Source organism: Ancylobacter sp. TW_SC_1 (assembly GCF_056836805.1).
This window is the reverse complement of the sequence record NZ_CM166365.1, coordinates 3209683-3232504: the sequence shown is the minus strand read 5'-3', so window position 1 is coordinate 3232504 and position 22822 is coordinate 3209683. Positions and strand designations below refer to the sequence as shown.

Here is a 22822-nt window from a genome sequence, read left to right as displayed (position 1 = left end):
GCGCGGGCCGGCCATACGGCTAATCCTGCGGCGTCGCTTCCTTCTGGCGTAGAGAAACCGGCGCATGCTCGCCTTCGAGCACCCGATAGGCGTCGGAAAGCGCCCGGAAGCGCACCGCCTCGCTCGTCGCGCTCCGACCCGGTTCGGCGGTTTCGGCCATCGCGCCAGGATGCACGAGGTCGGGGTGGACCTGTCGTGCCGCCTGGCGATAGGCCGCCTTGACCGCCTCCTGGCTGGCGTCCTGCGCCACCCCCAGCTCGGCGCGGGCATCGCGGACCACCTTCGAGGAGGCCAGATGAACCTGCACCGACGCGAAGCTGTAGGGGGGCAGGGGACCCACGAGCCGGAAGGTCAGGGCACCGTCAAACTCCATGTCCAGCGATTCCAGCACCTCGAGCACGGCCTCGTCCGCCCCCCGGTCCACCAGCAGGGCGAGGCTCACGACGCCACCGGGTTCGGTCGGTTCGGTCATGACGAAATCACATGCGGCAGCCTGCAGGCGCTCGACCACCCGGCCCCGCACCTTCCGGCGTTCGGCCGCCACGGAACCGGCCAGCTGGAGGCCGAGGGCCTGTCGCGCGGCCTCATCGCCGCCTGCGGCAGCCATGCGCAGTTCCGCGGCGATGTCGGCGAGCAGCCGCGCCACCACGCCGTCAAGGTGCCAATCAACGGACAGGTTCATCTCGACCCGGTCCCCGACGGAATCGAATGCGTCTTGAAGCACCCCGGCACCGCCATCCAGCAGGTGATGGACGCGACTTTCGTCTTCCACCACGGTGCCCAGCGCCACCGGCAGGACCGGAGTGCAGGCGAGCAACCGCTCCATCACCCTCTGGCTCGCCAGGAGCCAGGGCAGCAACGCGCCGCGTTCCCGACCCTTGAGGCCGCCTTCCGGCGCGGCGCCGACGATCGCGGCAAGCGAGCCGGCGGAGATGGAGCGCAGGCCGGGAGGCAAACCTTCGCCTTCGGCGAGGATGGCGGGATCGAACCTGTCGGCCGGTACCACGGCGAAGACGAGTAATTCGGTCATGCGGCACGCTCCCTCTTCATGGCGACCAGAGCCTCCTCGAAATGCCGCGGCACCACCCGGAGCGAGGCTCCGGCGTCCGCGTCGGCGCCGCTCTCCACCACGTCGCGGATGGCGGCTACGCCGGCGTGCCGGCACAGCGCCTCGAGGTCGGCACCGACCATGCCGTCGGTGGCCTCGGCCAGGGCGGCGAGGTCGACCTCCGGGGCCAGCGGCATTCTGCCGGCATGAACGGTGAGGATGGCGAGCCGACCCTGAAGATCCGGCGCGTGGAACTCGACCAGGAAGTCGAAGCGGCCGGGCCGGAGCAAGGCCGCGTCGATCTGGTCGAGCCGGTTGGTGGCGGCCACCACGGTGACGCCGCGCAGATCCTCGATGCCGTCGATCTCGGTCAGCAACTGGGCCACCACCCGGTCGGTGAGGGCGCCGCCCGTCCCGCCGCGATTGGGGGTGAGGGTGTCGACCTCGTCGAAGAAGACAATGCAGGGCGCGGTCTGGCGGGCCTTGCGAAACACCTCGCGCACGCCGCGCTCGGATTCGCCCGCCCACATGGACAGCAGCTGAGGCCCCTTGACGGCGATGAAATTGGCTCCGCTTTCGCCGGCGAGAGCCTTGGCCAGCAGCGTCTTGCCGGTACCCGGCGCGCCATAGAACAGGATGCCCTTGGGGGGCTGGATCGCGGCGGCGGCGTAGAGCGCGGCGTAGCGGGTGGGCCATTCGACCGTCTCCACCAGCAGCTGCTTGATGTCGTCGAGCCCGCCGACGTCCGACCACCTCTTGTGGGAGGCCTGAGTGACGATCTCGCGCAGTGCGCTCGGCTGGGTGCCGGCCTGGGCAGCGGTGAAATCGTCGGCGGTGACGACGAGAGCCGCGAGCTTCTCCTCGGAGACCCGGCCATCCTCGAAATTGATGTCGGGGATCAGCCGCCGCAGGGCACTCATCGCCGCCTCGCGGCACAGGGCGGCAAGATCCGCGCCGACGAAACCGGGTGTACGGAAGGCCAGACGGGAGAGGTCGACGTCGGCGGCGAGCGGCATGCCTCGGGTGTGGATCTCCAGTATCTCCCGGCGCCCGTTCTCATCCGGCACGCCGACCAGGATCTCGCGGTCGAACCGGCCCGGCCGCCGCAGGGCGGGGTCGATGGCGTTGGGGATGTTGGTGGCGGCGATGACGATGACCTGCCCGCGCGACTGCAGCCCGTCCATCAGCCCCAGCAGCTGCGCCACCACCCGGCGTTCCACCTGCCGGTCGCCGCTCATCTCCTCGCGCTTGGGGGCGATGGCGTCGAGTTCGTCGATGAAGACGATGGAGGGCGCGTTCTTTTCCGCCTCGTCGAACATGCGGCGCAGCTGCGCCTCGCTCGCCCCGTACATCTTGTCGATGATCTCGGGGCCGTTGACGTGGATGAAGTGCACATTGGCCTCGCGCGCCACGGCGCGGGCGATCAGGGTCTTGCCGGTGCCCGGCGGGCCGCACAGCAGGACGCCCTTCGGCGAGTCGATGCCCAGATGCTGGAACACCTCCGGGTGCTTGAGCGGCAGCTCGATCATCTCGCGGATGCGTCGCACCTCGTTGGCGAGACCACCCACATCCTCATAGGTGATCGCGTTGCCCTCGACCGTGTTGTCGAGGCAGCGCAACTGGGTGTCCGCGCCGATCAGCACCGGTCCCGGCGGATCTGAGCTCTCGACCATGAATTCGCGGGTCTGGGCACCCATCAGCGTGGTGCGCACCCGGTCGCCGGCCAACATGGGTATGCCGTCCAGCAGGCGCGCCAGGGTACGCGATTCAGGTGCGCGGGCTCGCGCCCCCACCTGGGTCAGAGTGACGGCACGCGCCCGCGCCACTGCGGCCGGGCGCAGCGTCACCTGCTCGTCGAGGCTGGCGCCGGCATTGACGCGGGCAAGACCGTCCATCTGCACCAGGCTCTGCCGGCGCATCCCGGCATGGGCCGGCATCACCCGTGCCACCGTGGCCCTGCGGCCGATGATCGACACCACGTCGCCCACTTCGACGCCGAGCCGCGCCATGTCCTCCGGATCGAGGCGGATCAGGCCGCGGCCGACGTCCCTCGTGGGGGCTTCGCAGACCCGGAAGGTGAAGGGGACGGTCTCATCGTCCATGGTGCACCTCTGCGTTCGCACCGGGCGCGTCGACCACGGCCGTGTCCATGACGGCCGCCGCGGCGAGGGCCTCCGGGGTGACGGCGGCCTCCAGCCGGTCCAGCCGCTCGCGCAGCAGGCGGTTTTCCTCCATCATTTCCCTCGCCTGGGAATTGAGATTGGGGTCGCTCTGCCACCAGTTGATGCCCATCGACATGGCGCGGTCGACCGACGCCACCACAAGCCGCAGGCGGATGTTCAGAAGTTCCACCTCCACCAGCGAAATGGTGATGTCGCCGGCGATCACGATGCCCTTGTCGAGCACACGCTCAAGGATGTCCGCCAGCCCCGCTGCCTGAAGGGAATGCTCCATCCGCTGTTCGCTCATCTCGGTCCACTCCGTGTCCGCGCGCCGGAGCGGCGCGTGGCATTCTTCAGCACGCCAGCCGCGCCGCCCGCAGGATCAGTTCGGCGGTGTTGGCGCGCAGGCGCGAAAAGTCCTCGCACAGGCGGCAATTGACGTTGTCCGTCTGTCGATGCTTGCAGACGAGGAGGCTCTCGGCCGCCGCCTGCAGGCGGGTCGCGAACGCCACCCGTGCCGACAGCGCCGTCGCGTGGTTGAGTTCCTCGGTCAGGTGGCGGATCTCGTCCTCCTGCGCCGCGAAGATGCCTGCCGGGCAGACGATGCGCGCCGCTCCCATTTTGTTGGTCACGGGGCTTCTTCCATCGCCTGGCTGCGCAGATAGCGCCGGGTACGGTGATAGCCGGTGACGTTGCCGCCCGTGTCGAGGGTGATGCGGTAGGCGGCCAGCAGGTCGGTCGATGGCGGGATGCGACTCAGCTCAAGCACGTTTACCGTCATCTCCCAGCCGGTTTCGGTGGGGGTGAAGTCCGAGACGCTGTCGGCGGAGAAACTGGTCAGTTCCTGCACCTGCGTCTTCACCTTGCGGATCAGTTCCAGTGTCGTCGCCATGCGTAACCTCCTGGCTCTGCGCGGGCTGGCCGCGGGCCTTGCCTTTTGGCCTGGGATCGTTCGTGTGGACGGGCGGAAGCCGAGGCTTCGTTCGGCGGTCTCCCTTGCCTAGGGGCCGCCGCGCATCCGTTCGCGGGCGATCTTCAGGCGCTCGAGCAGGATCTCCTCCTGCTTTTCGTACTCGTCCTCGCCGATCTCGCCGGCCTCGAGCTGTTGCTCCAGGTCGAGCAGGGCGGCGCGGATGACGTCCTCGTCATAGAGGGTGCGTTCCGCCTGCTCGGCGATGATGCGGGCGAGCCACAGCAGCCCTTTCAGCGGGCCGACGGCCGGGGCGAAGACCACATCGGTGAGAATGCCCATGGCCTCGCCTACCAGTGGATGGTGATGGTGACGAAGTTGTAGGGCGGAACCGGCCCGACATATTTGAAGGTGAGGCGCGAGCCCCATTCCTCATCCATGGCGCGGATGCTCGCGTCGAGCTCGGCTTCACGGGCCGCGTCGACCAGGAAAGCGCCGTTCATCACCATGCGGTCGCCGATGACCTTGTTCAGCCGCGTCTTGTGCACGAATGCCCGCACCCGATCGAGGATGCGCTGCTCGTCATCCCGGCGCTTGCGTTCAAGTGCCTGGCCGATCAGCTCGCCGAGCTGGATGCGTTCGTAATGGCTCTTGTCCGGCGAGCGGCCGACCAGTGAATCGCGCAACCTGCGGATGCCTGGATTCTCGGCCAGCACCTCCTCGAACACCACCTCTTCCCGCCACGACGCTTTCAGCCCGAGCTCCATCCGTCCGCGCATCTGCTCCAGCAGCCCGGAGAGTTCGTCGCGACGGTCGCGCAGGATCTTGTCGGCGATCACCGTGGCGTCGGACCCCACCGTGCCGAAGCACACCGGCAGCAGCGTATGCTGGGCCATCACCTCTTCGAGCACGCGGGTATGGGCAAGCATGTTGCGGCGGCTGTTGTCGTACTCGATGCGCGGCGAATTGCTCACCACCGCCGCGAGGCGGCCCAGCGCGATTGTGTGCACCTCGTCGCCGCGCCCGCCGATGGCCGGCACGGAGAAGCTCGCCGGCGCCGGGGCGTCGATGATGCCGTAGAGATATTTGCCGTCGGCCAGTTCCGACGCCTCGGTGGCGGCGTCGGCTCGGTTCAGGGGATCGGCCAATGTGGCGCTCATGACGGGCTTCCAGCGTTGGGCGCCACGGCGGCGAGGCGCACATTGAGGGGCGCGCCGCCGGCGGAGAGAAAGGCGGACAGGCGCATGAGGATGTCCGCGCACCAGGTCGCGATCGCCTCGCCGCTCCATTCCGGCCGCAGGCGGAGAAAACACGCGCGCAGGTCGCGGTAGAGGCCCACCACTTCGGAGGCCATGCGGGACATGAGGCCGTCGATCAGCAGGGCCTCCAGCTCGGCGCCGTCGGCGGTGAGCCCGGACTGGACGAAGGGCACCAGTTCCAGGGCGAAGGGCAGGCTGATCTGGCCGTCGGCGAGCCGCAGCAACTGGTGCAGTTGCTCGGGCGGCAACGTGCCGGCGGCGACCGCGGCGCTCGCCCGGCGCTCCAGTTCGACACGCTGCGGCAGGTTGTTCACCGCGCGGTGCAGGGTGAGGCGGTCGAGATGCTTCAGCGCGTCGGCAAAGCCATGGGCAAGGCAGAAGCCATTGGCGAGCAGTTCGGTCACCGCGCCGGTGGACAGTGTCCGCCCCAGTTGCGCGGCGAGCGGGGCAAGAGCCGCCGGCCCGTCCGCCTCGACGTTCATGGCGCGGGCGGCGGCGGTCGCGGGTGCCTCGGACAGGGGATGGGCGTGCTCATGGGCGAGCAGGCCCTCGGCGGCGAGGCTGTCGCCCCAATAGCCTTCCGCCGTCATGATGTGACGGTTGACGAAGACGAAGCACTCGGCGGCGTGGCGCGGGTCGTAGAGATTGACCATGGGGCGCTGCGGCAGGCGCACCAGATCGTCGGCCACCAGCCGGTGGGTCCGGGCGAGCTGGCCTACCAGTGGTGCCAGATCCTCGAGCACGAACAGCGTCACCGTCTCGTGCCGCCATAGTCCCAGGTCCACCAGCCGGCGCACCACGCGCTCTTCCGCCTGCACGATGGCGGAGATGTCGGCGGCGCAGTCGGTGACGACCCGGACCCGGGCCGCGCCGACGGTGAATGCGCCGATCCCGTCCGCCATCCCGGTCATGGCTTCAGACCTTTCGCAGCTTGGCCTGAAGGATGCCGTTGCGGTGGCTCCGCTCCAGTGAAGCGGGGTCGACCTTGCCGGGCAGGGTGATCGTCTTGGCGTAGAGGTGGCGTCCCGTGGTGGAGAGCGAGAGGCGGTTGCCGTCCAGCGCGAGCGAAATCTCGTTCTCCGCCACGCCGGGGATCTCGGCGGTGACGATGATCTCATCGGCCTCGTCGAACACATCCACCAGCGGCTCGCGCACGTCCTCCACCGTCGGGCCCTTGGCCGTGGGGTTGAGGTTGCCGAAACGCCGGACCTGGGGAACGCCGCCAATGCCGGTGCGAAGGCTGAAGCCGTAGACGCCCCTGGCCTGATCGCCGAGTCCCTTCACCTTGAACTCGCCCTCGCGCTGCACGTCCTCGGCTTTCTCCACCAGCGAGCCCAGCATCTCCACGAGGCCGCCGAGGCCACGGAACGCCGCCCCGAGATCGGCCAGAGCTTCGGCCTTGGGGTCGGCATCCGGCCTGGCGCCTGCTTCCTTGCGCGGGCTCTCGTCCTGGTGCTTGTTCTTGTCCTTGCGGGTCATGGTGCCACTCCCCTTCACAGACCTGAGATGCCTAGTATTCGATGAGTGCGTGTGAATGTGCCGCCGCCGGCTCGGGCGTCGCATCCTGGCGCCCTCGCCGGCGCCGCGGCGAGGATTGCGCCGGAGACGGGGAGGGTGGTGTGTCGAGCAGGAGGATCCGCATCGCCGCGAGTTCCTCGTCGACCTTGGCCAGCATCCGCTCCGCCTCGGTATGGCGGGCGCTCCAGGTTTCCAGCTCGCGCAGGATCCGGCTGCGCTCGTTCTCCAGCCGCGCGAAACGGCTCACAGCCTGGGTGCGATTGGAGGGTTTGGAGCGGGTGAGCCGGGTCTGGACCGTGGAGACGTCCCGCAGCCCCCGCGTCCGCGCCGCCTTATGGTCGGTGCTCATGGCTGATGGCCTTCCTCGACGACGCGCGAACGGGCCCCCGCGCGCCGGATGCGCGGCGTGATCGTCGAGGGGCAGTGTTCCGCGATGAGGGCGAGGAGAGCACCACGCCGCTGCTCACGGTTGGCTTCCTCCGCGCGCTGCCCCGAAAAGATCCGCGATTCCAGCGCGTCCGAGCACAGCTGCACGAAGCGGGGATCGTCGATCGAGACATCGAACCCCTCTTGCACCGTCACGCGGGCGATCATCAGGCTGGCGCGCAAGGTCGGCGTCTGCTGGTAGTCGCCGGAGGCGCGGAAGGCGCGCACGAGGTCGATGATCCGGGCGGCGTTGGTGCTGGCGAGGCCCGTGCGGGCGGACGTCACCGCCAGTTCCATCGCCCGGTCGGGATAGTCGACGTCGATGGTGGCGAGCCGATCGGCGAGGGCGTCCTGGCTGGCATGGACGCCGGCATATTCCTGCGGGTTGCTGGTGAAGATCGCCCGGAATTCCGGATGGACCTTGATGTAGCATTCCTCGCGCGCCTGCGCCGGCAGGAACAGCATCCTCTCCTCGAACACGCCGAGCAGCACGTTGTGCGTTTCCGGCCGCGAGCGGGTGAATTCGTCATAGACGAGGGTGAAGCCCTCGCGACAGGCGGTGGTCAGCCGATGGTCGGTCCAGTGCTGGTTGGCGGTTTCTTCCAGCTTGGTGACGTTGTGGATGAACTGGTCCACCACCTTCCTGTAGTGGTAGCCGCGCTGCGAGCCGACGAGGTCGGCCGTGCCCAGTTCGTTGTCGCCGGTGATGATGATGACCGGCCTTCCGAGCTGCGCCGCGACGTGCAGGGCGAGCGTGGTCTTCCCGGTTCCCGCCGGGCCGCGGAAATGCAGCGGATAGCCGGCTTTGAGAAAGCCAAGCCCTCGCCGCGTCAGGTCGCGGACCTGCTCGGTTTCGACGAATCCGGTGCGAGGACGGGGCGTCAGCGCGGTCGGCGCGGAACGCACGCCTTCATTCCGCGCGAGGGCCGGCGGCGCGGCGCCAAACTGGGACGGCGTCAAATGCGGGTCCTTGGATACGGCCTCAATGGTCATGCCGAGACTCCTAGTCGGGTTGCCGAGTTCACGGTGGCCGCCCTCTGGGCACCGGCGTCTTGCGAACGCCGGCGCCCGAGGCCTTCTGGGGCGCGCCCGCTTGAGTTCACGCCAGCTTTCCAGACGCCGACTTTCCAGACGCGGACTTCTCGCCCGCCGCCCTGGCCGCGGCGGCCTTGCCGTCCAAAGCGGCCGGGGCCGCAACCTTGGCAGGCTCGATCGGCGACGCGGCGGCCTCGACCTTCGCAGGCTCGACCTTTGCGGGCTCCGCCTTCGCGGGCTCGACCTTGACGGCTTCGGCGGCGACCGGTTCCGCCTTCACCGGGACGTCCATCGTCTCGGTCTTGATGACGTCGGGCTTGATGGCCTCGACGCTTGCCGTCTCGGTCTTGACGTGCGCGGCGCCGGGACGGGCCGCCGCAGCCGCCGAGGCCGATTTGGCACGCCCCCGCCAGACGCTCGACGCTTCCTGTCGGTCCGCCGTCAGTGTGGCGAGAAAGGCAAGGTTCCTGGTCGTCAGGTCGTGCACGGCGGCGCCGAGGGCCTTTCGGTCCTGCTGACGCTGACGAAGATCCTGCGCGCTTGCCTTGCGACGCATCGCCGACTGCGTGCTGATCCATTTGCGCGTGCTGCCGCGCAACGATTTGAGCCCCTCGGCCAAAGCGCGATCGATGCGGGCGGCCTGCTTGACGCGGGCCTTGTGGTAGCGATCGATCCGCTCATCCGCCTCGCCAAGGAGAATGGCGGTGCCGAGCTTGATGGTGCGCAGCGCCTCGCTGAGGCGGTGCTGCTGCTCGGAGGCCATCCGGCGCCGGGCGGCATGTGCATCGCCCAGATGACGGGCGGTATCCTTGCGGATGCGACCAAGCTCCGCGTGACGCGTCTGGCGCGTGGAGGCGAGTGTCGTGACGGTGTGAGAAATCTGGCCGACCAATGACATGCTCCGGTGCTCCTTGCCCAAGATTGAATTCGTTCTTGCATTCATCGCTGGATGCTCGAAGGACACACGGACCATCTAGCCCGACGATCCGATAGCCGACGTCACCGATCAGCTTGCTGGGCAAGCTGATCGGCTCCGACATCGAACCCTGCCTGCACGAACCACGGTTCTTGCGGCAGAACCGATCCAGAGAGCACGAGCCGAATAGGCCCGTCCGATCGGATCAGGAGATCCGATCGAGCTCCTGTCACGCGGTCTGGGCACTCGCCGTGAGGCCGACGGCTTCGGCATACTTCAGGTAGGTGTCGACGCCGGCGACGACGACGCGGGCCTCGACGGCCAGCAGCTCGATACCGACGAGCGAAACACGAACCCAGGCATCGACCACCACGCCCTTGTCGAGGATACGATCCACGACTTCGGCGAGGCTGCTCGAGGCGTTGATCTTCTCTACGGCCATTTGAACCTCCTCAGAATGAAAGCTGGATGATTCCCGAATGTCACCGAACGAGCTCCGACAGAGCCTCCGACGGAGCCTTCGAGCGACGCAACTGTGCGATGGACGCGCCCCGGAGCGAAAGGCACATGATTCCTCCCTCGTGGGATGGAAACCCGCCTTTCGCGGGTGGGGTCATGGTACCGGGGAGGGGGGGCCCTGATCGGTCTGGGGGAAACCCTGATCCGGGGTGGAAGACCGCCAGGCCGACGGCTCAAGACCCGCCTGTCGCGACTTCGACAAATAATCCCGGCTGGGAAAGGTTGCGGTAGTATTCTCAACCTTTACGCGTATTCTGAGGCCGGCGACGAGACCGCAGTACCGCCCGACATGCGTGATCGACGTCGCCTTATCAACGCCGCCCAAGGTCGCGCAAAAGGCGCGGGGTGGATGCCGTGTCTTCCGATTGAAATAATTATCTGGACAATTCAGCTGTCCGCTGTGTAGGAGCGGCAAGGTCTGAGTAAGAGCAATATGAGTAGTTAGCAAGAAACTGTCTCGGGGGCGAGAATTTATTGGGAATTTCGAAATGAAATCATCCATTAATTTCGGCGTCAAGCCCGGGTCGACAATGCGTTCTCCAGTATCACGGACCAGAAGAGCATCATCGGGTGAGTATGTCCGGGCTGTTCTGGAAAACTTCCCGGAAGGGGTGATCAGCTTCCGGCGAGGAGCGGTGCAGTCGGTGAACCTCGCCTTCTCCCGGCTTTTTGGTGTCTCCCACGCGCAAGTGGTCGGCCGGCCGCTGCTCACCGTTCTCACCTGTCTGTCATTCACTCCCGGCGACATCGCCACCTTGCTTTCCGCCCCGCCCGGTCAGGGCGGGGACATCGATCTGGTCCGCACCTCAGTCGGTTTGCCGTCACAGGATCTGCGGGCGCGGCGGTTTCCCATCGAAGGGACCGGGGCGGGCGCCCTGCAGGCCCTGGCTTTTGTCGACGAGACCTCGTGGCGGGCGTCCCAGCGGTCCACTGAGGTGCTGGTGGAGGAGCTGCTTCGCGCCGACCGGCAGGCGGCTCTCGGCGAGATGGCCATGGCGCTGGCCCATGAGATCAACCAGCCCCTGGGGGCAATCGTCAATTTCGCCGGCGCCGCCCGAAGGTCCCTGATGGGACGGGCCGTTCGCGTGGGTGAACTCGAGGAGGTGCTCATCAATATCGGCGCCGAGGCGGCGCGGGCCGGCGATGTGATCAAGAGCCTCAGATCGTTCCTGAAGGGCTCGCCGCAATCCTCTGCGGATGCGTGCGTGAACGCGGCGGTGAAGGTGGTGCTCGGCTTTGCCGGTCCCGCCATGCGGGAGCAGTCGATCGATTTCAGGCTGCAACTGGCTCCCGAATTGCCGGCGGTGCAGGGCGACCAGATCATCCTTCAACAGATCATCCTCAACCTCGTCACCAATGCGATCCAGGCCATGGGGCCGCAGCCCTCGGGCCAGCGCCATCTCGACATCCAGACCACGCGCGAAGGCACGTCCAGGGTGCGCGTCGATGTGCGCGACACCGGCATCGGCCTGCCCATGGAACTCGGCGAGCGAATCTTCGAACCCTTCATCACCACCAAGGCCAACGGCTCCGGGCTGGGCCTGTCCATCGCGCGTACGCTCGCCCAGCGGCTGGGGGGCACCATCGAGGCGGCCGCGGAACCGGGCGAGGGGAGCCGTTTCACCATTCGGCTTCCCTGTCGCGGGGAAGAGGAGACGGCGGATGCGTGAGCCCGCCGTCTATATCGTCGATGACGATCCCGGGCTTAACGCATCTCTGGCGGCACTGTTCCGCTCGGTTGGCCTGAAAACCGAAATGTTCCAGCATCCTCAGCCCTTTCTCGAACTCACCCACATCAGCCGCCCGTCCTGCCTGCTGCTCGACGTCCGCCTGCCGGGAATCAACGGGATCGAGGTTCTGGAGCAGGTGGGTCGGATCGGGTGGACCATGCCGGTGGTCATGATCAGCGGCCATGCGGATGTGGTGATGGCCGTGCGGGCCCTTCATGCGGGCGCGCGCGAATTCCTTGAAAAGCCGGTCAACGACACCGTCCTCCTGCAACTCGTTCAGCATTGGATCCGGTGGGATTCGCAAGACTATTCCTGCGAGCTGATCTGCGACGACATCCGTACCAAGCTGGCGACCCTGACGGAGCGCGAGCAGTCCGTGCTGCAATGCATGCTGCGTGGCCAGCCCAACAAGGTCGCGGCGCATGTCCTGAACCTCAGCGTCAAGGCGGTGGAGGGGCATCGCGTCAATCTTCTGCACAAGATGGGGGTGCAATCGCCCGTCGAACTGGTGCGGATGGTGGGAAGCTGCCCCAAGGCGACCCATAACCCCCTGCGCTGCTCGCGGGAACACGTAGCCTGCCGCAGCGCGTCCGAACATGGTTGCCTCCTGGTCGGCAAGGCCCGATGAGCAGCGAAGACGCGGACGAGGACGACACGCCGGACGCAACGCAGACATGACGGCCGATGCCGTTCGCCGCCCCCTTCCAGGACGGGGCGGCGCGTTCGGCTGTCGCGGATGTCAGGCGACGGGCTGGGTCGGCGCATTCGGCCGGATGCGCCGCGCTCCTCGCCGTCGCGGCGGCTGTCGTGGTCGGAGGACGCCTATTCCACCTCGACCTGGACATAAGTGCCGGTGTCGCCCTCGCCCCAGATCTGCACGTGGACCAGCACGTCACCCTTCATGATCATCCGGCCGGCAGCCGGAGAAATCTTTCCCTGCCGCAGCATGCGCTCGAAGCTGGCTCGGTTGGCCTTGCTGGAGAAGAACCCGTCACCCTGGTCGCCGGGCTGGCGGATCTTGAACTGGTGAAAGTTCGCCCGGTCCTGCCGCAGCACCTGCCAGGGACTGCCGAGCCGGGCGCCGGAGGAGTTGTAGAGGTCGTCGCGACCGATATAGGCGGTGTACTCCTCCATCAGCTCGGGCGTTTCCGAGGACTGCTTCAGCCTGACATCGGCCTGCGCAAAGGCCGGCGACGCGCCGAGGGCCAACAGGGCGGTCAAGAGAAGACGAGCGAGCATGGATCCCTCCCTGGTGACCATGGGGGTCTCCACCAAATTACCCATGAAAGCCGCGCGCCGGCCAGCCGGATCTGTGGTTCCCGCCGTGGTGTGCCTCGTGGACAGCCGTCCGGGGATGGGTCCGAAGGAGGCATTCATCCGCGCGTCGGCTTGGGGTAGTTATCGCCGCTCTCCAGCAGCAGGTGCCTCCGTGACGACGTTTTTCCTCCGCATGCGGCCGATCTTCTTCGGCACCGTCCTCGGCCTTGGCGGCCTCGCCAATGGCTGGCGCGCCGTCAACCGGCTCTGGGGCGTTCCCGCACTCATCGGCGAGACGCTGGCCGTGGCGGCCTTCGGCTTCTGGCTGCTGTGGATCGCGCTCTATGCCGGCAAATGGCTGCTGCATCCGCAGGAGGCCCGCAAGGAACTCGATCATCCGGTGCAGGGCCTTGTCGCCGCGCTGGTTCCCGTCGCGACGCTGATCGCCAGCATCGCCATCGGTCCGCACGTGCCGATTCTGGGATGGAGCCTGTTCATCGCCGGGGCGGCAGGCGTCGCCGCCTATGCCGCATGGAGCATCGGCGGTCTGTGGCAGGGCGGCCGCGACCCGCTCAACGTGACGCCGGTGCTGTACCTGCCGACGGTGGGCGGCGGCCTGGTCGCGGGCATCGCCTCCGCCACCTTCGGCCAGCCGACGCTTGGCTGGATGTTCTTCGGCATGGGCCTGCTGTCGTGGATATCGATGGAATCGGTGTTCCTGACGCGGCTGTTCCAGCATCGCCTGCCGGCCGAGCAGCGCTCGACGCTGGGGATGCAGCTCGCGCCGGCCGCCGTGGCCTGCGTCGCCTATCTCTCGCTGTCCCCCGGGCCGGCGGACCGCTTCGCGCTGCTCCTGTTCGGCTATGGCTGCTTCCTGGCTCTGGTCATGCTGCGGCTGGTTCCGTGGCTACGGCAGCAGCCTTTCGGCCCGGGCGCCTGGGGCTACACCTTCGGCGTCTCGGCCCTGCCGCTTGCCGCCCTCAAGCTCGTCGAGCAGGGTGCCGGAGAGCCGGTCGAGCAGATCGCGGTGCCGCTGTTCATCGCCGGCAATCTGATCATCGGCTGGATCGCGCTGCGCAGCGTGATCCAGACGGCACGTGCGCTTCTGGCCGCCGGCGCCGGTTCCGCCCCTTCCTGATCGGGGGGCGGGTCACTCCTTCGCCGGAACAAGATCGAACGTTTCGCCGGGAAAGAAGCGGGCGAGGCGCACATCGGCCGTGCGCGCGTGGCCTTCCATGCCCTCCCTGCGTGAAATGCGGGCGGTGACAAGGGCGAGATCGCGCGCCGCCTCCCGGGTTGCGCGCTGCCACGTCACCGTCTTCATGAATTTGTGCACCGACAGCCCGCCGGTGTAGCGCGCCGCGCCGGAGGTCGGCAGCACGTGGTTCGGGCCGGAGGTCTTGTCGCCGAAGGCGACCGTCGTCTCCTCGCCGAGGAACAGCGAGCCATAGGCCCGCAGGCGTCCGAGCCACCAATCGAGATCGGCAGCCTGCACGTGCAGGTGCTCGGGGGCGTAGCTGTCCGCCACCTGCGCCATCTCCTCGGCGCTGTCGCACAAAATCACTTCGGCATAGTCGGCCCAGGCGGCATGGGCACTGGAGCGGTTCGGCTCCGGCAGCGCCCCGATCAGCGCCGGCACGCGCGCCATCACCTCGTCGGCGAGAGCGCGCGACGTCGTGACCAGCCACACCGGCGAATTGTAGCCGTGCTCGGCCTGACCGATCAGGTCGTTGGCGATGAACTCAGCGTCTCCCGTTTCGTCGGCGAGGATCATGCTGTCGGTCGGTCCGGCGAACATGTCGATGCCGACCCGGCCGTAAAGGATGCGCTTGGCTTCCGCCACGTACTGGTTGCCGGGCCCGGCGAGCACGTCCGCCTTGGGCAGGCCGAACAGGCCGTTGGCCATCGCCGCGACGCCCTGCACGCCGCCGAGATTGAGGATCACATCAGCGCCGCACAGATCCATGGCGAAGACGATCTCCGGGGGAATGCCGAGGCCCGGCCGGGGCGGCGAGCAGGCCACGACGTGGCTGACGCCCGCCACGCGCGCCGTGGTGATGGTCATGATGGCGCTGGCGATGTGCGCGTAGCGCCCGCCGGGCACGTAGCAGCCGGCGGCCTCGACCGGGATCTGCTTCTGCCCGGCCATGAGGCCGGGAATCACCTCGACGCTGCAATCGAGCACCGTCGCCTTTTGCGCCTGCGCGAAGCGGGCGATATTGGCGTGGGCGAAGCGGATGTCGTCCTTGGTCTTTTCCGGCACGGCCGCGATAGCCGCCTGCCGCGCATCGTCCGAGAGGACGATCTCGCCCTCCCATCTGTCGAATTCGCGCGAGAAGCGGCGTACCGCCTCTTCGCCTTCGGCGTCGATGGCGGCGAGCATGGCGGCGACGGCATCCCGCACGTCGCCCTCGTCGGAATGGGCGGTACGGACGGCCTTCTTGATATAGGTCACGGTCATGGCAATGCTCACATCTTGCCCTTCCAGGGCACAATCCTGCGCTCGATCAGGCGCATCAGCATGTCGAAGAGGTAGGCGATAGCGGCGATCACCACGATGCCCATGATGACGGTGGAGGTCTGCAGGAACTGGCTGGCGGAGAGCACCATGTAGCCGAGCCCCTCGGTGGCGGCGATCATCTCGGCGGCGACCAGCGTGGTCCAGCCGAAGCCGATGCCGATGCGCATGGCGGTAAGGATTTCCGGCAGCGAGGCGGGCAGGATCACATAGCGCAGCACCTTCCAGCGCGAGGCGCCGAACGAGTAGGCGGCGTGGATCTGCTCGATCGCCGCCGATTTCACCCCCGCCCGCGCGCCGAGCGCCACCGGCGCGAAGACGCTGAGGAAGATCAGCAGGATCTTCGACAGCTCGCCGATGCCGAACCAGATGATCATCAGCGGCAGATAGGCGAGGGGCGGGATCGGCCGGTAGAACTCGATCGGCGGGTCGAGAATGCCGCGGATCGCCGGGCTCATGCCCATGGCCAGCCCGAGCGGAATGCCGACCAGGCAGGCAAGCAGGAACGCGCCGAAGACCCGTCCGGCGGAAATCACGATGTGCTGCCAGAACGGCGTGTTGGTGAAGCCGTCGCGCGCGACGTCGAGGAATTTCTGCACCACCGCGCCCGGTGAGGGCAGGAACAGCGGCTTGATCCAGCCCATCTCGGTGACAAGCCACCAGACGAAGATGAGAAGTCCGATCGAAAGCGCCGAGAGCCACAGCGTCTCGCCCTGTCCCGGCACGCCATAGGCTTCGCCGGGCTTCGCGGAGCGGCCCCTGCGCAGCGCGGCGAACCGTCCGGCCGCGCGAGGGGGGCGCTTGGTGTCGGGGGACGTGCTCATGCCGCAGCTTCCTCGTCGGCGAAGATGATGCGCAGCACCTGTTCGCGCAGCGCGATGAAATCGGGCGAGGCCTTGACCTCGCGTGCGGCTGCGCCGTCGAGGAAGCGCCGCGAGAACGGCAGATCGAAGCGATGGGCGATGCGGCCCGGGCGTGGCGACATCACGATGAGACGCGTGCCCATGAAGAGGGCCTCCTCCACGTCGTGGGTGATGAAGAACACCGATTGGTGGGTGCTGCTCCACACCCGCAGGATCAGTTCCTGCGCCTTCTCGCGGGTCAGCGCATCGAGCGCGCCGAGCGGCTCGTCCATCAGCAGCACACGCGGGTCGCAGGTCAGCGCGCGGGCGATGCCGACGCGCTGCTGCATGCCGCCGGAGAGCTGGTAGACCGGCGATGTCTGGAAACCATCGAGCCCGAGCAGGGCGATGAACTTCTCCGCCGTGGCGTAGCGTTCCGCGCGGGGCACGCCCTGCATCTGCAGCCCGAAGGCGACATTGTCGAGGACGTTGAGCCAGGGCATCAGCGCATGCTTCTGGAACACCACCGAGCGGTCGGCTCCCGGCCCGTTGACGTCCGCCCCGTCGAGGCGGATCGAGCCCGAGCTCGGCGACAGAAAGCCGGCGAGCAGATTCAGCAGGGTAGACTTGCCGCACCCCGAGGCGCCGAGCGCGACGACAAAGTCGTTGTTCGCGACCGTCAGGTCGATCCTGCGCAGAGCCTCTACGGGCGGGTGGCCGTTCGCGGCCGGATAGACGACGGACACGTCGTCGATGATAAGCGCCATGGTCATGCTCCCGCGCGGCAGGGGCGGGCGACGCCGACCGGCACGCCCGCCACGTTCTCGCCGATCCTCACTTGGCCGTGGCGGCCTTGGCGATCGAGGTGTTCACGAAGGGAGCATAGCTGTCGGCGACCTTTTCGATACGGCCGGCCGCCTTGAGGAACTCGGCGGTCGCCTTTAGCGTCGCCGGCGCGCTGCCCAGCCATTTGTCGCTTAGCTGCTCGGCAAGCGGCACGAAGGTGTAGCCCTTCATCGTCTCGGGGACTTCCGCAGCCGAGGCGCCGGTCATCTTGGCGATGGTCTGCACCTGCGAGCTGTCGGCCGTCCATGCGGCGGGGTTGGCGAGGTAGGCGGCATTCGCCTCGTCGGCGACCTTGGCGAAGGCGGCCATGCCCTTGGCGTTCTTGGCGGCGAACTCCTTGTCGACGACCCAGCCGTCGAAGGTCGGGAAACCCCATTCGGCGGTGGTGTCGGCGCCGAGAACGCGCTTGCCGGTCTTCATGATCCGGCTCTGTGCCGGCTCCCAGACGAAGGCCGCGTCGATCGCGCCCTGTTCCCAGGCGGCGGCGATCTGGTCGGGCGTCATGCCCATGATCTTCACCTCGCCGACCGGAACCTTCTCATGCTGGAGCGCGCCCATCAGCGAGAAATGCGCGGTCGAGCCGATCGGGACGGCGACGCGCTTGCCCCTCAGGTCGGCAACGCTGGCGATGCCGGTGCCGTCGCGGGCGATGAGGCTCTCGGCCTTGCCGATGACGATGGCGAGCATGAACATCTGGATGTCCACGCCGTGGCTCATGGCGATCGTCATCGGCGACGAGCCGAGCTCGGAGACCTTCACGTCGCCGGAGGCCATGGCGGCGATGATCTCGGCGCCGGAGGCGAATTTGCGCCATTCGATCTCCCAGCCGGTCGCCTTCTCGAACAGACCCTCGGCCCGCGCCACCTGCATCGGGGTCGGATTGCCGAAATGGCCGATCACGATCTTGTCCGCCAGCGCGCCGCCGGCGGAGAGGGCGAGCGCCATGGCGCCGGCGACGAGGCTTCGCATCGTCCTGTTCATGTCACGGTACTCCTCTGTCAGGTCTGTTGTTGGTCGGCGGGCTTTCTTTGGGCCCCTGGTTTCTCAAGGTTCCCGCGTGAGCGAGAAGTCGAGGATGGCGTCCACCAGCACGTCGAGCGTGTCGAAAGCCTCGACGCCGGCGGCGTGGCTGTCGGCGACGAGCGAGAACTCGGTGCAGGCGATCATCTGGACCGTCGCGCCGTCGGCCAGCAGCGCCGCCGAGGCGCGATGGAAGGCCTCGCGCGACTGGGCGTCGACGCCCGTCGCCTTGATGCGACGAATGGCGTCGAGCAGTGCGTCCGCGTCGGCCGGATAGGCCGCAGTCAGGCCCGCCTGCGCGAGGGGCGCGTCGAACAGGCCGATGCGGCGGATGGCCGGAGAGGCCAGAATGCCGATGCGACCCGAGGCGCCGGCCAGCCGGCGGGCGCGGGCGACCGACAGCGCCACCATGTCGATGAAGGGAATGTCCACCGCGGCGGCGATGGTCGCGGCGAAATGGTGCGCGGTGTTGCAGGGCATGGCGAGCGCCTGCGCCCCCGCCGCCTCCAGTCGCTGCGCCATCGCGACCAGCACTGGCGCGGGATCTTCCCCGATCCCCTCGATCAGCCGGGCGATGCGGGAGGGCACCTGAGGGTTCTGGTCGACGATCAGCGGGACATGGTCGCGGTCATCGGTCGCGGGTACCGCCGCGATGACCTTGCTCATCAGCAGGACCGTCGCCTGAGGGCCCATGCCGCCCAGTATTCCGACCCGGCGCGGCATCATGGTTTGGCCCCCGTCGCGGTCGCGCATGACATGGTCTCGGACAGGGCGCCGAGAATATGCGTGGCGATGAGCTCGCAATCGTCGAGAGAGAAGGTGAGCGGGATGCGCATGTCGAACAGCGTGGCCAGCACCTGGTCGGTCTGCGGCAGGTCCTGCGCGGCGATGTAGCGCCAGCAGGCGTGCGCCGAGGTGAAGCCGATGGGCTCGGCCGCGCCGAACCATTTCAGCTCGACGCCCCGCTCCATCGTCGCGTGCAGGAAATCCGCCGCGGCGCCGGCGCGAAGCTCCGGCACCCGGAACTGGATCGAGGAGCCGACATAGCTTTCCTGCGGCGGCCGCGCCGGCAGACGGATCGCCGGGTGCGCGCCGAGCGCGGCGGCGATGCGGTCGTAGCGCTGGTTCCATGCCTCGATACTGGCGTCGAGGCGGGCGAGCTGCGGCCGCAGCATGGCGGCGCGCGCATTGTCCATGCGGGCCGACATGTTGGGGACGGCGAGCCGTACCCGGGCGAAGATGTCGGGAGAAGGCGCCGCGCCGTGGCGCTCATAGAGCATGTAGGAGCCGGAAAGCAGCACGGCGCGGGCCATCAGTTCGGCGTCGTCGGAGGTCAGCAGCCCGCCCTCGCCGGAATTGAGGTGCTTGTAGGTCTGGGTGCTGAAGCAGGCGGCGAGGCCGTGCGAACCGGATTTTCGGCCGTTCCATGTCGCGCCCATGGTGTGGGCGCAGTCCTCGATGACGCGCAGGCCCATGTCGCGCGCCAGCGCCGAAAGACGATCCATGTCGCACAGATGCCCGCGCATGTGCGACAGTAGAAGCACGCGCGCGCCCGAGCGGCGCGCCTTGGCCGCGAGATCGTCGAGGTCGATCACGAGGTCGTCCGTGGTCTCGACAAGGACCGGCGTCGCTCCGATGGCGGCGATCGCCCCCGGCACCGGCGCCAGCGTGAAGGCATTGGTGAGCACCGGCTCGCCGGGTTGCACGCACGCGGCGCGCAGGGCGATCTGCATCGCCTGCCCGCCGGAGGCGAGGGCGAGGCAATAGCGCGCGCCCTGCCAGCGGGCGAATTCCTCCTCCAACCGGGCGGCTTCCGACACTTCGCCAGGGGCGACGTTGTAGCGGTGCAGCCGGCCGGAGCGCATCACCGCCAGGGCGGCAGCGATGGCATCCTCCGGAAGGGGAGGTTGCTGCGTGAAACTGCCGGTGAAGCGAGGCGGTCGCATGGTTCAGGCCGTCGCGTGCGCGGATTGGTCTTCGGCGAAATAGGCGTCGTAGCCGAACAGCGCCGCCGAGCCGCCGGTGTGGATGAAGACGATGCGCTCGCCCTGCTTGAAGACGCCCTTGCGCACATGGTCGATGAGACCGGCCGCACCCTTGCCCGAATAGACCGGGTCGAGAAGGATGCCTTCCAGCTCGGCGAACATGCGGATGGCCTCCAGCGTGTCGGGTCCGGGAATGCCATAGCCGCGCCCGACATAGCTGCTGTCCGCCACCACGTCTTCACGCCGGACGACGCCGGGGCAGCCGAGCTTCTCCGCCGTGCGCTCGGCGAGGGCGAAGACGCTCTCCTCCTGCTTTTGCTTGGGCGCGCGCACCCCGATGCCGAGCAGCGGCACGCCGGCATTGATGGCCTTGAGGCCGACGATGAGCCCCGCCTGCGTGCCGGCGCTGCCGGTGGCGGTGACGATGTGGTCGATGGCGAGGCCGATATCGTTGGCCTGGCCGATCAACTCCAGCGCGCAATTGGCGTAGCCGAGCGCGCCGGTCGGGTTGGAGCCGCCGCCGGGGATCGTATAGACCGTGCGGCCTTCTCCGCGCATCCGCTCGGCGACCTTCTCCATCTCGGCATTCATGTCGAGGCCGCCGGCGCGCGTCTCGGTGGTGGCGCCATGCAGATGGTCGAGCAGCACATTGCCGTTGGTCTTGTAGTTGGGGTCGTTGGAGCCGGTGCGGTCCTCGAGCAGCAGGTGGCAGGCGAGGCCGAGCTTGGCGGCGAAGGCGGCGGTCTGGCGGGCGTGGTTCGACTGGGTGGCGCCCTGCGTCATCACCGTGTCGGCGCCCTGGGCGAGCGCCTCGGCCATCAGGAATTCCAGCTTGCGGGTCTTGTTGCCGCCGGTCGAGAGCCCGGTGCAGTCGTCGCGCTTGATCCAGATCTCCGGTCCCCCGAGTTCCTGGCTCAGCCGATCCAGCCGCTCCAGCGGTGTCGGGAGGTGCGCGAGACGGATGCGGGGGAAACGGGCGAGATGCATGGGACAATCCTCAACTTGCGTATTTCGATGTTTGCAAATCGGGAATGCCAGTTCAAATTCGAAATTATTCACTTAAGATGCAATTTCTGCATATTGGAGAGGGCGATGAGGCTTGAGTGGCTGGAGGATATTCTCGCGGTAGCCGAGACCGGCTCGTTCAGCGAAGCGGCCGAGCGCCGGCGCCTCACGCAATCGGCGTTTTCGCGGCGCGTGCAGCACATCGAGGACCATGTCGGGGTGGCGCTGTTCGATCGCTCGCGCAAGCCGGTCCAACTGCGCCCGACCACGGCCGAGCAGCGCGACCAGATCGCCCGCCTCGCCCGCACGCTGCGCCAGCTCACCGACGATCTGCGCCGAGGCGACCGGACGGCGGGAAACCGGCTGGTGCTCGCCAGCCAGCACGCGCTGACGGCGTCATGGGCGCCGCGTTTCATCGACGTGATCCAGGCCGAGAACAGGGAGATCTTTCTCAAGCTGAGATCGGCCAATCTCGACGAGTGCTTCGCTTTTCTGCTGTCGCGGCAGGCGGACATAGCGGTGGTGTATCGGGTCGTCGGCGAGGAGCACCCCATCGCCGCCACCTATATCGAGACGATCAGCATCGGCAGCGACCAGCTCATCCCGGTCTTCGCACATTCGCAGGCCGGCCGGCTGAACGAGCGTTTCGCGCATGGCGAGCTGCCTTTCATCGCCTACCCGCCGGACGTCTTCCTCGGCGAGGTGCTCGATCGCATCGTGATGCCGGAGATCCACGGTGCGGCGCGGATGATCCCCATGGTGGAGACCGCGCTGACATTGGCGGCGCTCGAACTGGCCGCCAGCGGCATCGGCGTGGCGTGGGTGCCGACCTCGCTGGCGCGTGGGCGGATCGAGGCGGGCGATCTGGTGGATCTGTCGGGCAGCCTGCCGCGCTGCGAACTCGACGTGACGGCCGTCCGGCTCGCCGGGCAAGCCTCCCATGTCGAGAAGACCGTGTGGGAGAAGATGCGCGCCATGTGAGAGGCGCAGATGGCGGCCGTATCAGTCCGCCGGGTTGCGCGATCCGGCCGGAAAACGGGCGAGCATGGCGACGACCTCCTCATCGCTCACCTGATGGAAATCATCATAGAAGCAGCCGATGGCATCGAGCACGGCCGGCGAGTCCAGGGATATCAGGGCGTCGACCTCTCCGCGCAGCTCGTCGATCGCGTCCGCCGGCGCGACGGGGACGGCGAGTATAAGTTCTTTCGGCCCGCGCCGGCGTATCGCCCGCAGGGCGGCCTTCATGGTGGCCCCGGTGGCGATGCCGTCATCGACGACGATGACCACTTTCCCGGCGATGTCGGCGCGAGTGCGCGCGCCCATATAGCGCTGCCGTCGGCGGTCGATTTCGGCAAGTTCTCCGGCGCAGATCGCCTCGAACGCGGCGTCCGTCACGCCGGCGCGTTGAATGACGCTCTCATTGCGCACGACGACCGGCTCGTCGCCCTCGGCCACCGCACCCATGGCCAGTTCGGGCTGCGCAGGCACGCCGATCTTGCGGACGAAGGCGAGGTCGAGCGTGCCATCCAGCGCCCGGGCGACTTCTGCTCCGACCGGGACCCCGCCGCGTGGCAGAGCGAGGACCACCAGATGCTGTCCCTGGTAAGCGGACAGGGCCGCGGCGAGCCTGCGGCCAGCGTCCGTCCGGTCCGAGAAGCCCATCGCGCTGTTCCCTCTCACGGCCGAGGTGCCGGGAATGCCCGGCCAGCGGCCGCACCACGTATTGTTCCCGCCCCTTGGAGATAGGGTATATTCGACGAATTCACCCCCAATTCGTTGACCGGCATCAATTGTCATTCTCCTCGCCCGCATAGGCTGCGCGA

The 22822-nt window shown here is 67.8% G+C and carries 26 protein-coding genes; 4 read left to right on the top strand and 22 right to left on the bottom strand.

The window, feature by feature from the left end; translation table 11 throughout:
• Positions 1 to 19: 19 nt before the first annotated feature.
• The 13 genes from AC1PZ7_RS15085 to gvpA all read right to left on the bottom strand — a co-directional run bounded on the left by AC1PZ7_RS15085 (position 20) and on the right by gvpA (position 9716).
• Positions 20 to 1030, bottom strand: coding sequence for a GvpL/GvpF family gas vesicle protein (locus AC1PZ7_RS15085; protein ID WP_482356031.1), 1011 nt, complete (start codon positions 1028 to 1030; stop codon positions 20 to 22).
• The gene (locus AC1PZ7_RS15080; protein ID WP_482356030.1) at positions 1027 to 3150 is read right to left on the bottom strand and encodes a CDC48 family AAA ATPase; all 2124 of its coding nucleotides are present in this window, start codon (positions 3148 to 3150) and stop codon (positions 1027 to 1029) included. Before AC1PZ7_RS15080 ends, AC1PZ7_RS15085 begins: the two co-directional genes overlap by 4 nt.
• Positions 3140 to 3517, bottom strand: coding sequence for a gas vesicle protein (locus tag AC1PZ7_RS15075; RefSeq protein WP_482356029.1), 378 nt, complete (start codon positions 3515 to 3517; stop codon positions 3140 to 3142). Before AC1PZ7_RS15075 ends, AC1PZ7_RS15080 begins: the two co-directional genes overlap by 11 nt.
• Before the next feature lie 46 nt (positions 3518 to 3563).
• Positions 3564 to 3842 carry a hypothetical protein gene (locus AC1PZ7_RS15070; RefSeq protein WP_482356028.1) on the bottom strand — a complete coding sequence of 93 codons (279 nt, stop codon included), beginning with the start codon at positions 3840 to 3842 and terminating at the stop codon, positions 3564 to 3566.
• A complete protein-coding gene (locus AC1PZ7_RS15065) occupies positions 3839 to 4102 on the bottom strand; it encodes a gas vesicle protein GvpO (RefSeq protein WP_482356027.1) in 264 nt (87 codons plus the stop codon). Before AC1PZ7_RS15065 ends, AC1PZ7_RS15070 begins: the two co-directional genes overlap by 4 nt.
• Before the next feature lie 108 nt (positions 4103 to 4210).
• On the bottom strand, positions 4211 to 4462 hold the full coding sequence (locus AC1PZ7_RS15060; protein WP_482356026.1) for a gas vesicle protein GvpG: 252 nt from the start codon (positions 4460 to 4462) through the stop codon (positions 4211 to 4213).
• Positions 4463 to 4470: 8 nt separating this feature from the next.
• Positions 4471 to 5280, bottom strand: a complete 810-nt coding sequence (locus AC1PZ7_RS15055; RefSeq protein ID WP_482356025.1) for a GvpL/GvpF family gas vesicle protein — start codon at positions 5278 to 5280, stop codon at positions 4471 to 4473.
• The gene (locus AC1PZ7_RS15050; protein ID WP_482356024.1) at positions 5277 to 6290 is read right to left on the bottom strand and encodes a hypothetical protein; all 1014 of its coding nucleotides are present in this window, start codon (positions 6288 to 6290) and stop codon (positions 5277 to 5279) included. The genes AC1PZ7_RS15055 and AC1PZ7_RS15050 overlap by 4 nt, the downstream gene beginning before the upstream one ends.
• Positions 6291 to 6294: 4 nt before the next feature.
• Positions 6295 to 6858 carry an Hsp20/alpha crystallin family protein gene (locus AC1PZ7_RS15045; RefSeq protein ID WP_482356023.1) on the bottom strand — a complete coding sequence of 188 codons (564 nt, stop codon included), beginning with the start codon at positions 6856 to 6858 and terminating at the stop codon, positions 6295 to 6297.
• A gap of 31 nt (positions 6859 to 6889) precedes the next feature.
• Positions 6890 to 7246, bottom strand: a complete 357-nt coding sequence (locus tag AC1PZ7_RS15040; RefSeq protein ID WP_482356022.1) for a hypothetical protein — start codon at positions 7244 to 7246, stop codon at positions 6890 to 6892.
• Positions 7243 to 8316, bottom strand: a complete 1074-nt coding sequence (gvpN, locus tag AC1PZ7_RS15035; RefSeq protein ID WP_482356021.1) for a gas vesicle protein GvpN — start codon at positions 8314 to 8316, stop codon at positions 7243 to 7245. The genes AC1PZ7_RS15040 and gvpN overlap by 4 nt, the downstream gene beginning before the upstream one ends.
• A 106-nt stretch (positions 8317 to 8422) precedes the next feature.
• A complete protein-coding gene (locus tag AC1PZ7_RS15030; protein WP_482356020.1) occupies positions 8423 to 9256 on the bottom strand; it encodes a hypothetical protein in 834 nt (277 codons plus the stop codon).
• A gap of 247 nt (positions 9257 to 9503) precedes the next feature.
• Complete coding sequence (gvpA, locus tag AC1PZ7_RS15025; RefSeq protein ID WP_213372596.1) at positions 9504 to 9716, bottom strand: gas vesicle structural protein GvpA; 213 nt, start codon at positions 9714 to 9716, stop codon at positions 9504 to 9506.
• 607 nt (positions 9717 to 10323) lie between these two features.
• On the opposite strand from gvpA, the gene AC1PZ7_RS15020 reads away from it, so the two are divergent.
• Both AC1PZ7_RS15020 and AC1PZ7_RS15015 read left to right on the top strand, forming a co-directional pair.
• A complete protein-coding gene (locus AC1PZ7_RS15020; RefSeq protein WP_482359652.1) occupies positions 10324 to 11463 on the top strand; it encodes a sensor histidine kinase in 1140 nt (379 codons plus the stop codon).
• Positions 11456 to 12151 carry a response regulator transcription factor gene (locus AC1PZ7_RS15015; protein WP_482356019.1) on the top strand — a complete coding sequence of 232 codons (696 nt, stop codon included), beginning with the start codon at positions 11456 to 11458 and terminating at the stop codon, positions 12149 to 12151. The genes AC1PZ7_RS15020 and AC1PZ7_RS15015 overlap by 8 nt, the downstream gene beginning before the upstream one ends.
• A gap of 194 nt (positions 12152 to 12345) precedes the next feature.
• On the opposite strand, the gene AC1PZ7_RS15010 is transcribed toward AC1PZ7_RS15015, so the two are convergent.
• Positions 12346 to 12762: a hypothetical protein gene (locus AC1PZ7_RS15010; protein ID WP_482356018.1), complete on the bottom strand. Its 417-nt coding sequence runs from the start codon at positions 12760 to 12762 to the stop codon at positions 12346 to 12348.
• Positions 12763 to 12952: 190 nt separating this feature from the next.
• Between AC1PZ7_RS15010 and AC1PZ7_RS15005 the strand changes: the two genes are divergently transcribed.
• Positions 12953 to 13918 (top strand): SLAC1 family transporter, encoded by a 966-nt coding sequence (locus AC1PZ7_RS15005; protein ID WP_482356017.1) that lies wholly within the window; start codon positions 12953 to 12955, stop codon positions 13916 to 13918.
• Between the two features lie 12 nt (positions 13919 to 13930).
• Here AC1PZ7_RS15005 and hisD read toward each other — a convergent pair whose 3' ends face one another.
• The 7 genes from hisD to cuyA all read right to left on the bottom strand — a co-directional run bounded on the left by hisD (position 13931) and on the right by cuyA (position 20978).
• Positions 13931 to 15241: a histidinol dehydrogenase gene (gene hisD / locus AC1PZ7_RS15000; RefSeq protein WP_482356016.1), complete on the bottom strand. Its 1311-nt coding sequence runs from the start codon at positions 15239 to 15241 to the stop codon at positions 13931 to 13933.
• An 8-nt stretch (positions 15242 to 15249) separates the two neighbouring features.
• A complete protein-coding gene (locus AC1PZ7_RS14995) occupies positions 15250 to 16122 on the bottom strand; it encodes an ABC transporter permease subunit (protein ID WP_482356015.1) in 873 nt (290 codons plus the stop codon).
• The gene (locus AC1PZ7_RS14990; protein ID WP_482356014.1) at positions 16119 to 16907 is read right to left on the bottom strand and encodes a taurine ABC transporter ATP-binding protein; all 789 of its coding nucleotides are present in this window, start codon (positions 16905 to 16907) and stop codon (positions 16119 to 16121) included. The genes AC1PZ7_RS14995 and AC1PZ7_RS14990 overlap by 4 nt, the downstream gene beginning before the upstream one ends.
• A gap of 67 nt (positions 16908 to 16974) precedes the next feature.
• Positions 16975 to 17967 (bottom strand): taurine ABC transporter substrate-binding protein, encoded by a 993-nt coding sequence (gene tauA / locus AC1PZ7_RS14985; RefSeq protein ID WP_482356013.1) that lies wholly within the window; start codon positions 17965 to 17967, stop codon positions 16975 to 16977.
• A gap of 63 nt (positions 17968 to 18030) precedes the next feature.
• Complete coding sequence (gene cuyB, locus AC1PZ7_RS14980) at positions 18031 to 18732, bottom strand: cysteate racemase (protein WP_482356012.1); 702 nt, start codon at positions 18730 to 18732, stop codon at positions 18031 to 18033.
• Positions 18729 to 19952 carry a DegT/DnrJ/EryC1/StrS family aminotransferase gene (locus tag AC1PZ7_RS14975; RefSeq protein ID WP_482356011.1) on the bottom strand — a complete coding sequence of 408 codons (1224 nt, stop codon included), beginning with the start codon at positions 19950 to 19952 and terminating at the stop codon, positions 18729 to 18731. Before AC1PZ7_RS14975 ends, cuyB begins: the two co-directional genes overlap by 4 nt.
• 3 nt (positions 19953 to 19955) lie before the next feature.
• On the bottom strand, positions 19956 to 20978 hold the full coding sequence (cuyA, locus tag AC1PZ7_RS14970; protein WP_482356010.1) for a D-cysteate sulfo-lyase: 1023 nt from the start codon (positions 20976 to 20978) through the stop codon (positions 19956 to 19958).
• Between the two features lie 105 nt (positions 20979 to 21083).
• Here cuyA and AC1PZ7_RS14965 point away from each other — a divergent pair, with 105 nt between their 5' ends.
• Complete coding sequence (locus AC1PZ7_RS14965) at positions 21084 to 21977, top strand: LysR family transcriptional regulator (RefSeq protein ID WP_482356009.1); 894 nt, start codon at positions 21084 to 21086, stop codon at positions 21975 to 21977.
• 21 nt (positions 21978 to 21998) lie between these two features.
• Here AC1PZ7_RS14965 and AC1PZ7_RS14960 read toward each other — a convergent pair whose 3' ends face one another.
• A complete protein-coding gene (locus AC1PZ7_RS14960; RefSeq protein ID WP_482356008.1) occupies positions 21999 to 22661 on the bottom strand; it encodes a phosphoribosyltransferase in 663 nt (220 codons plus the stop codon).
• Positions 22662 to 22822 lie beyond the last annotated feature (161 nt).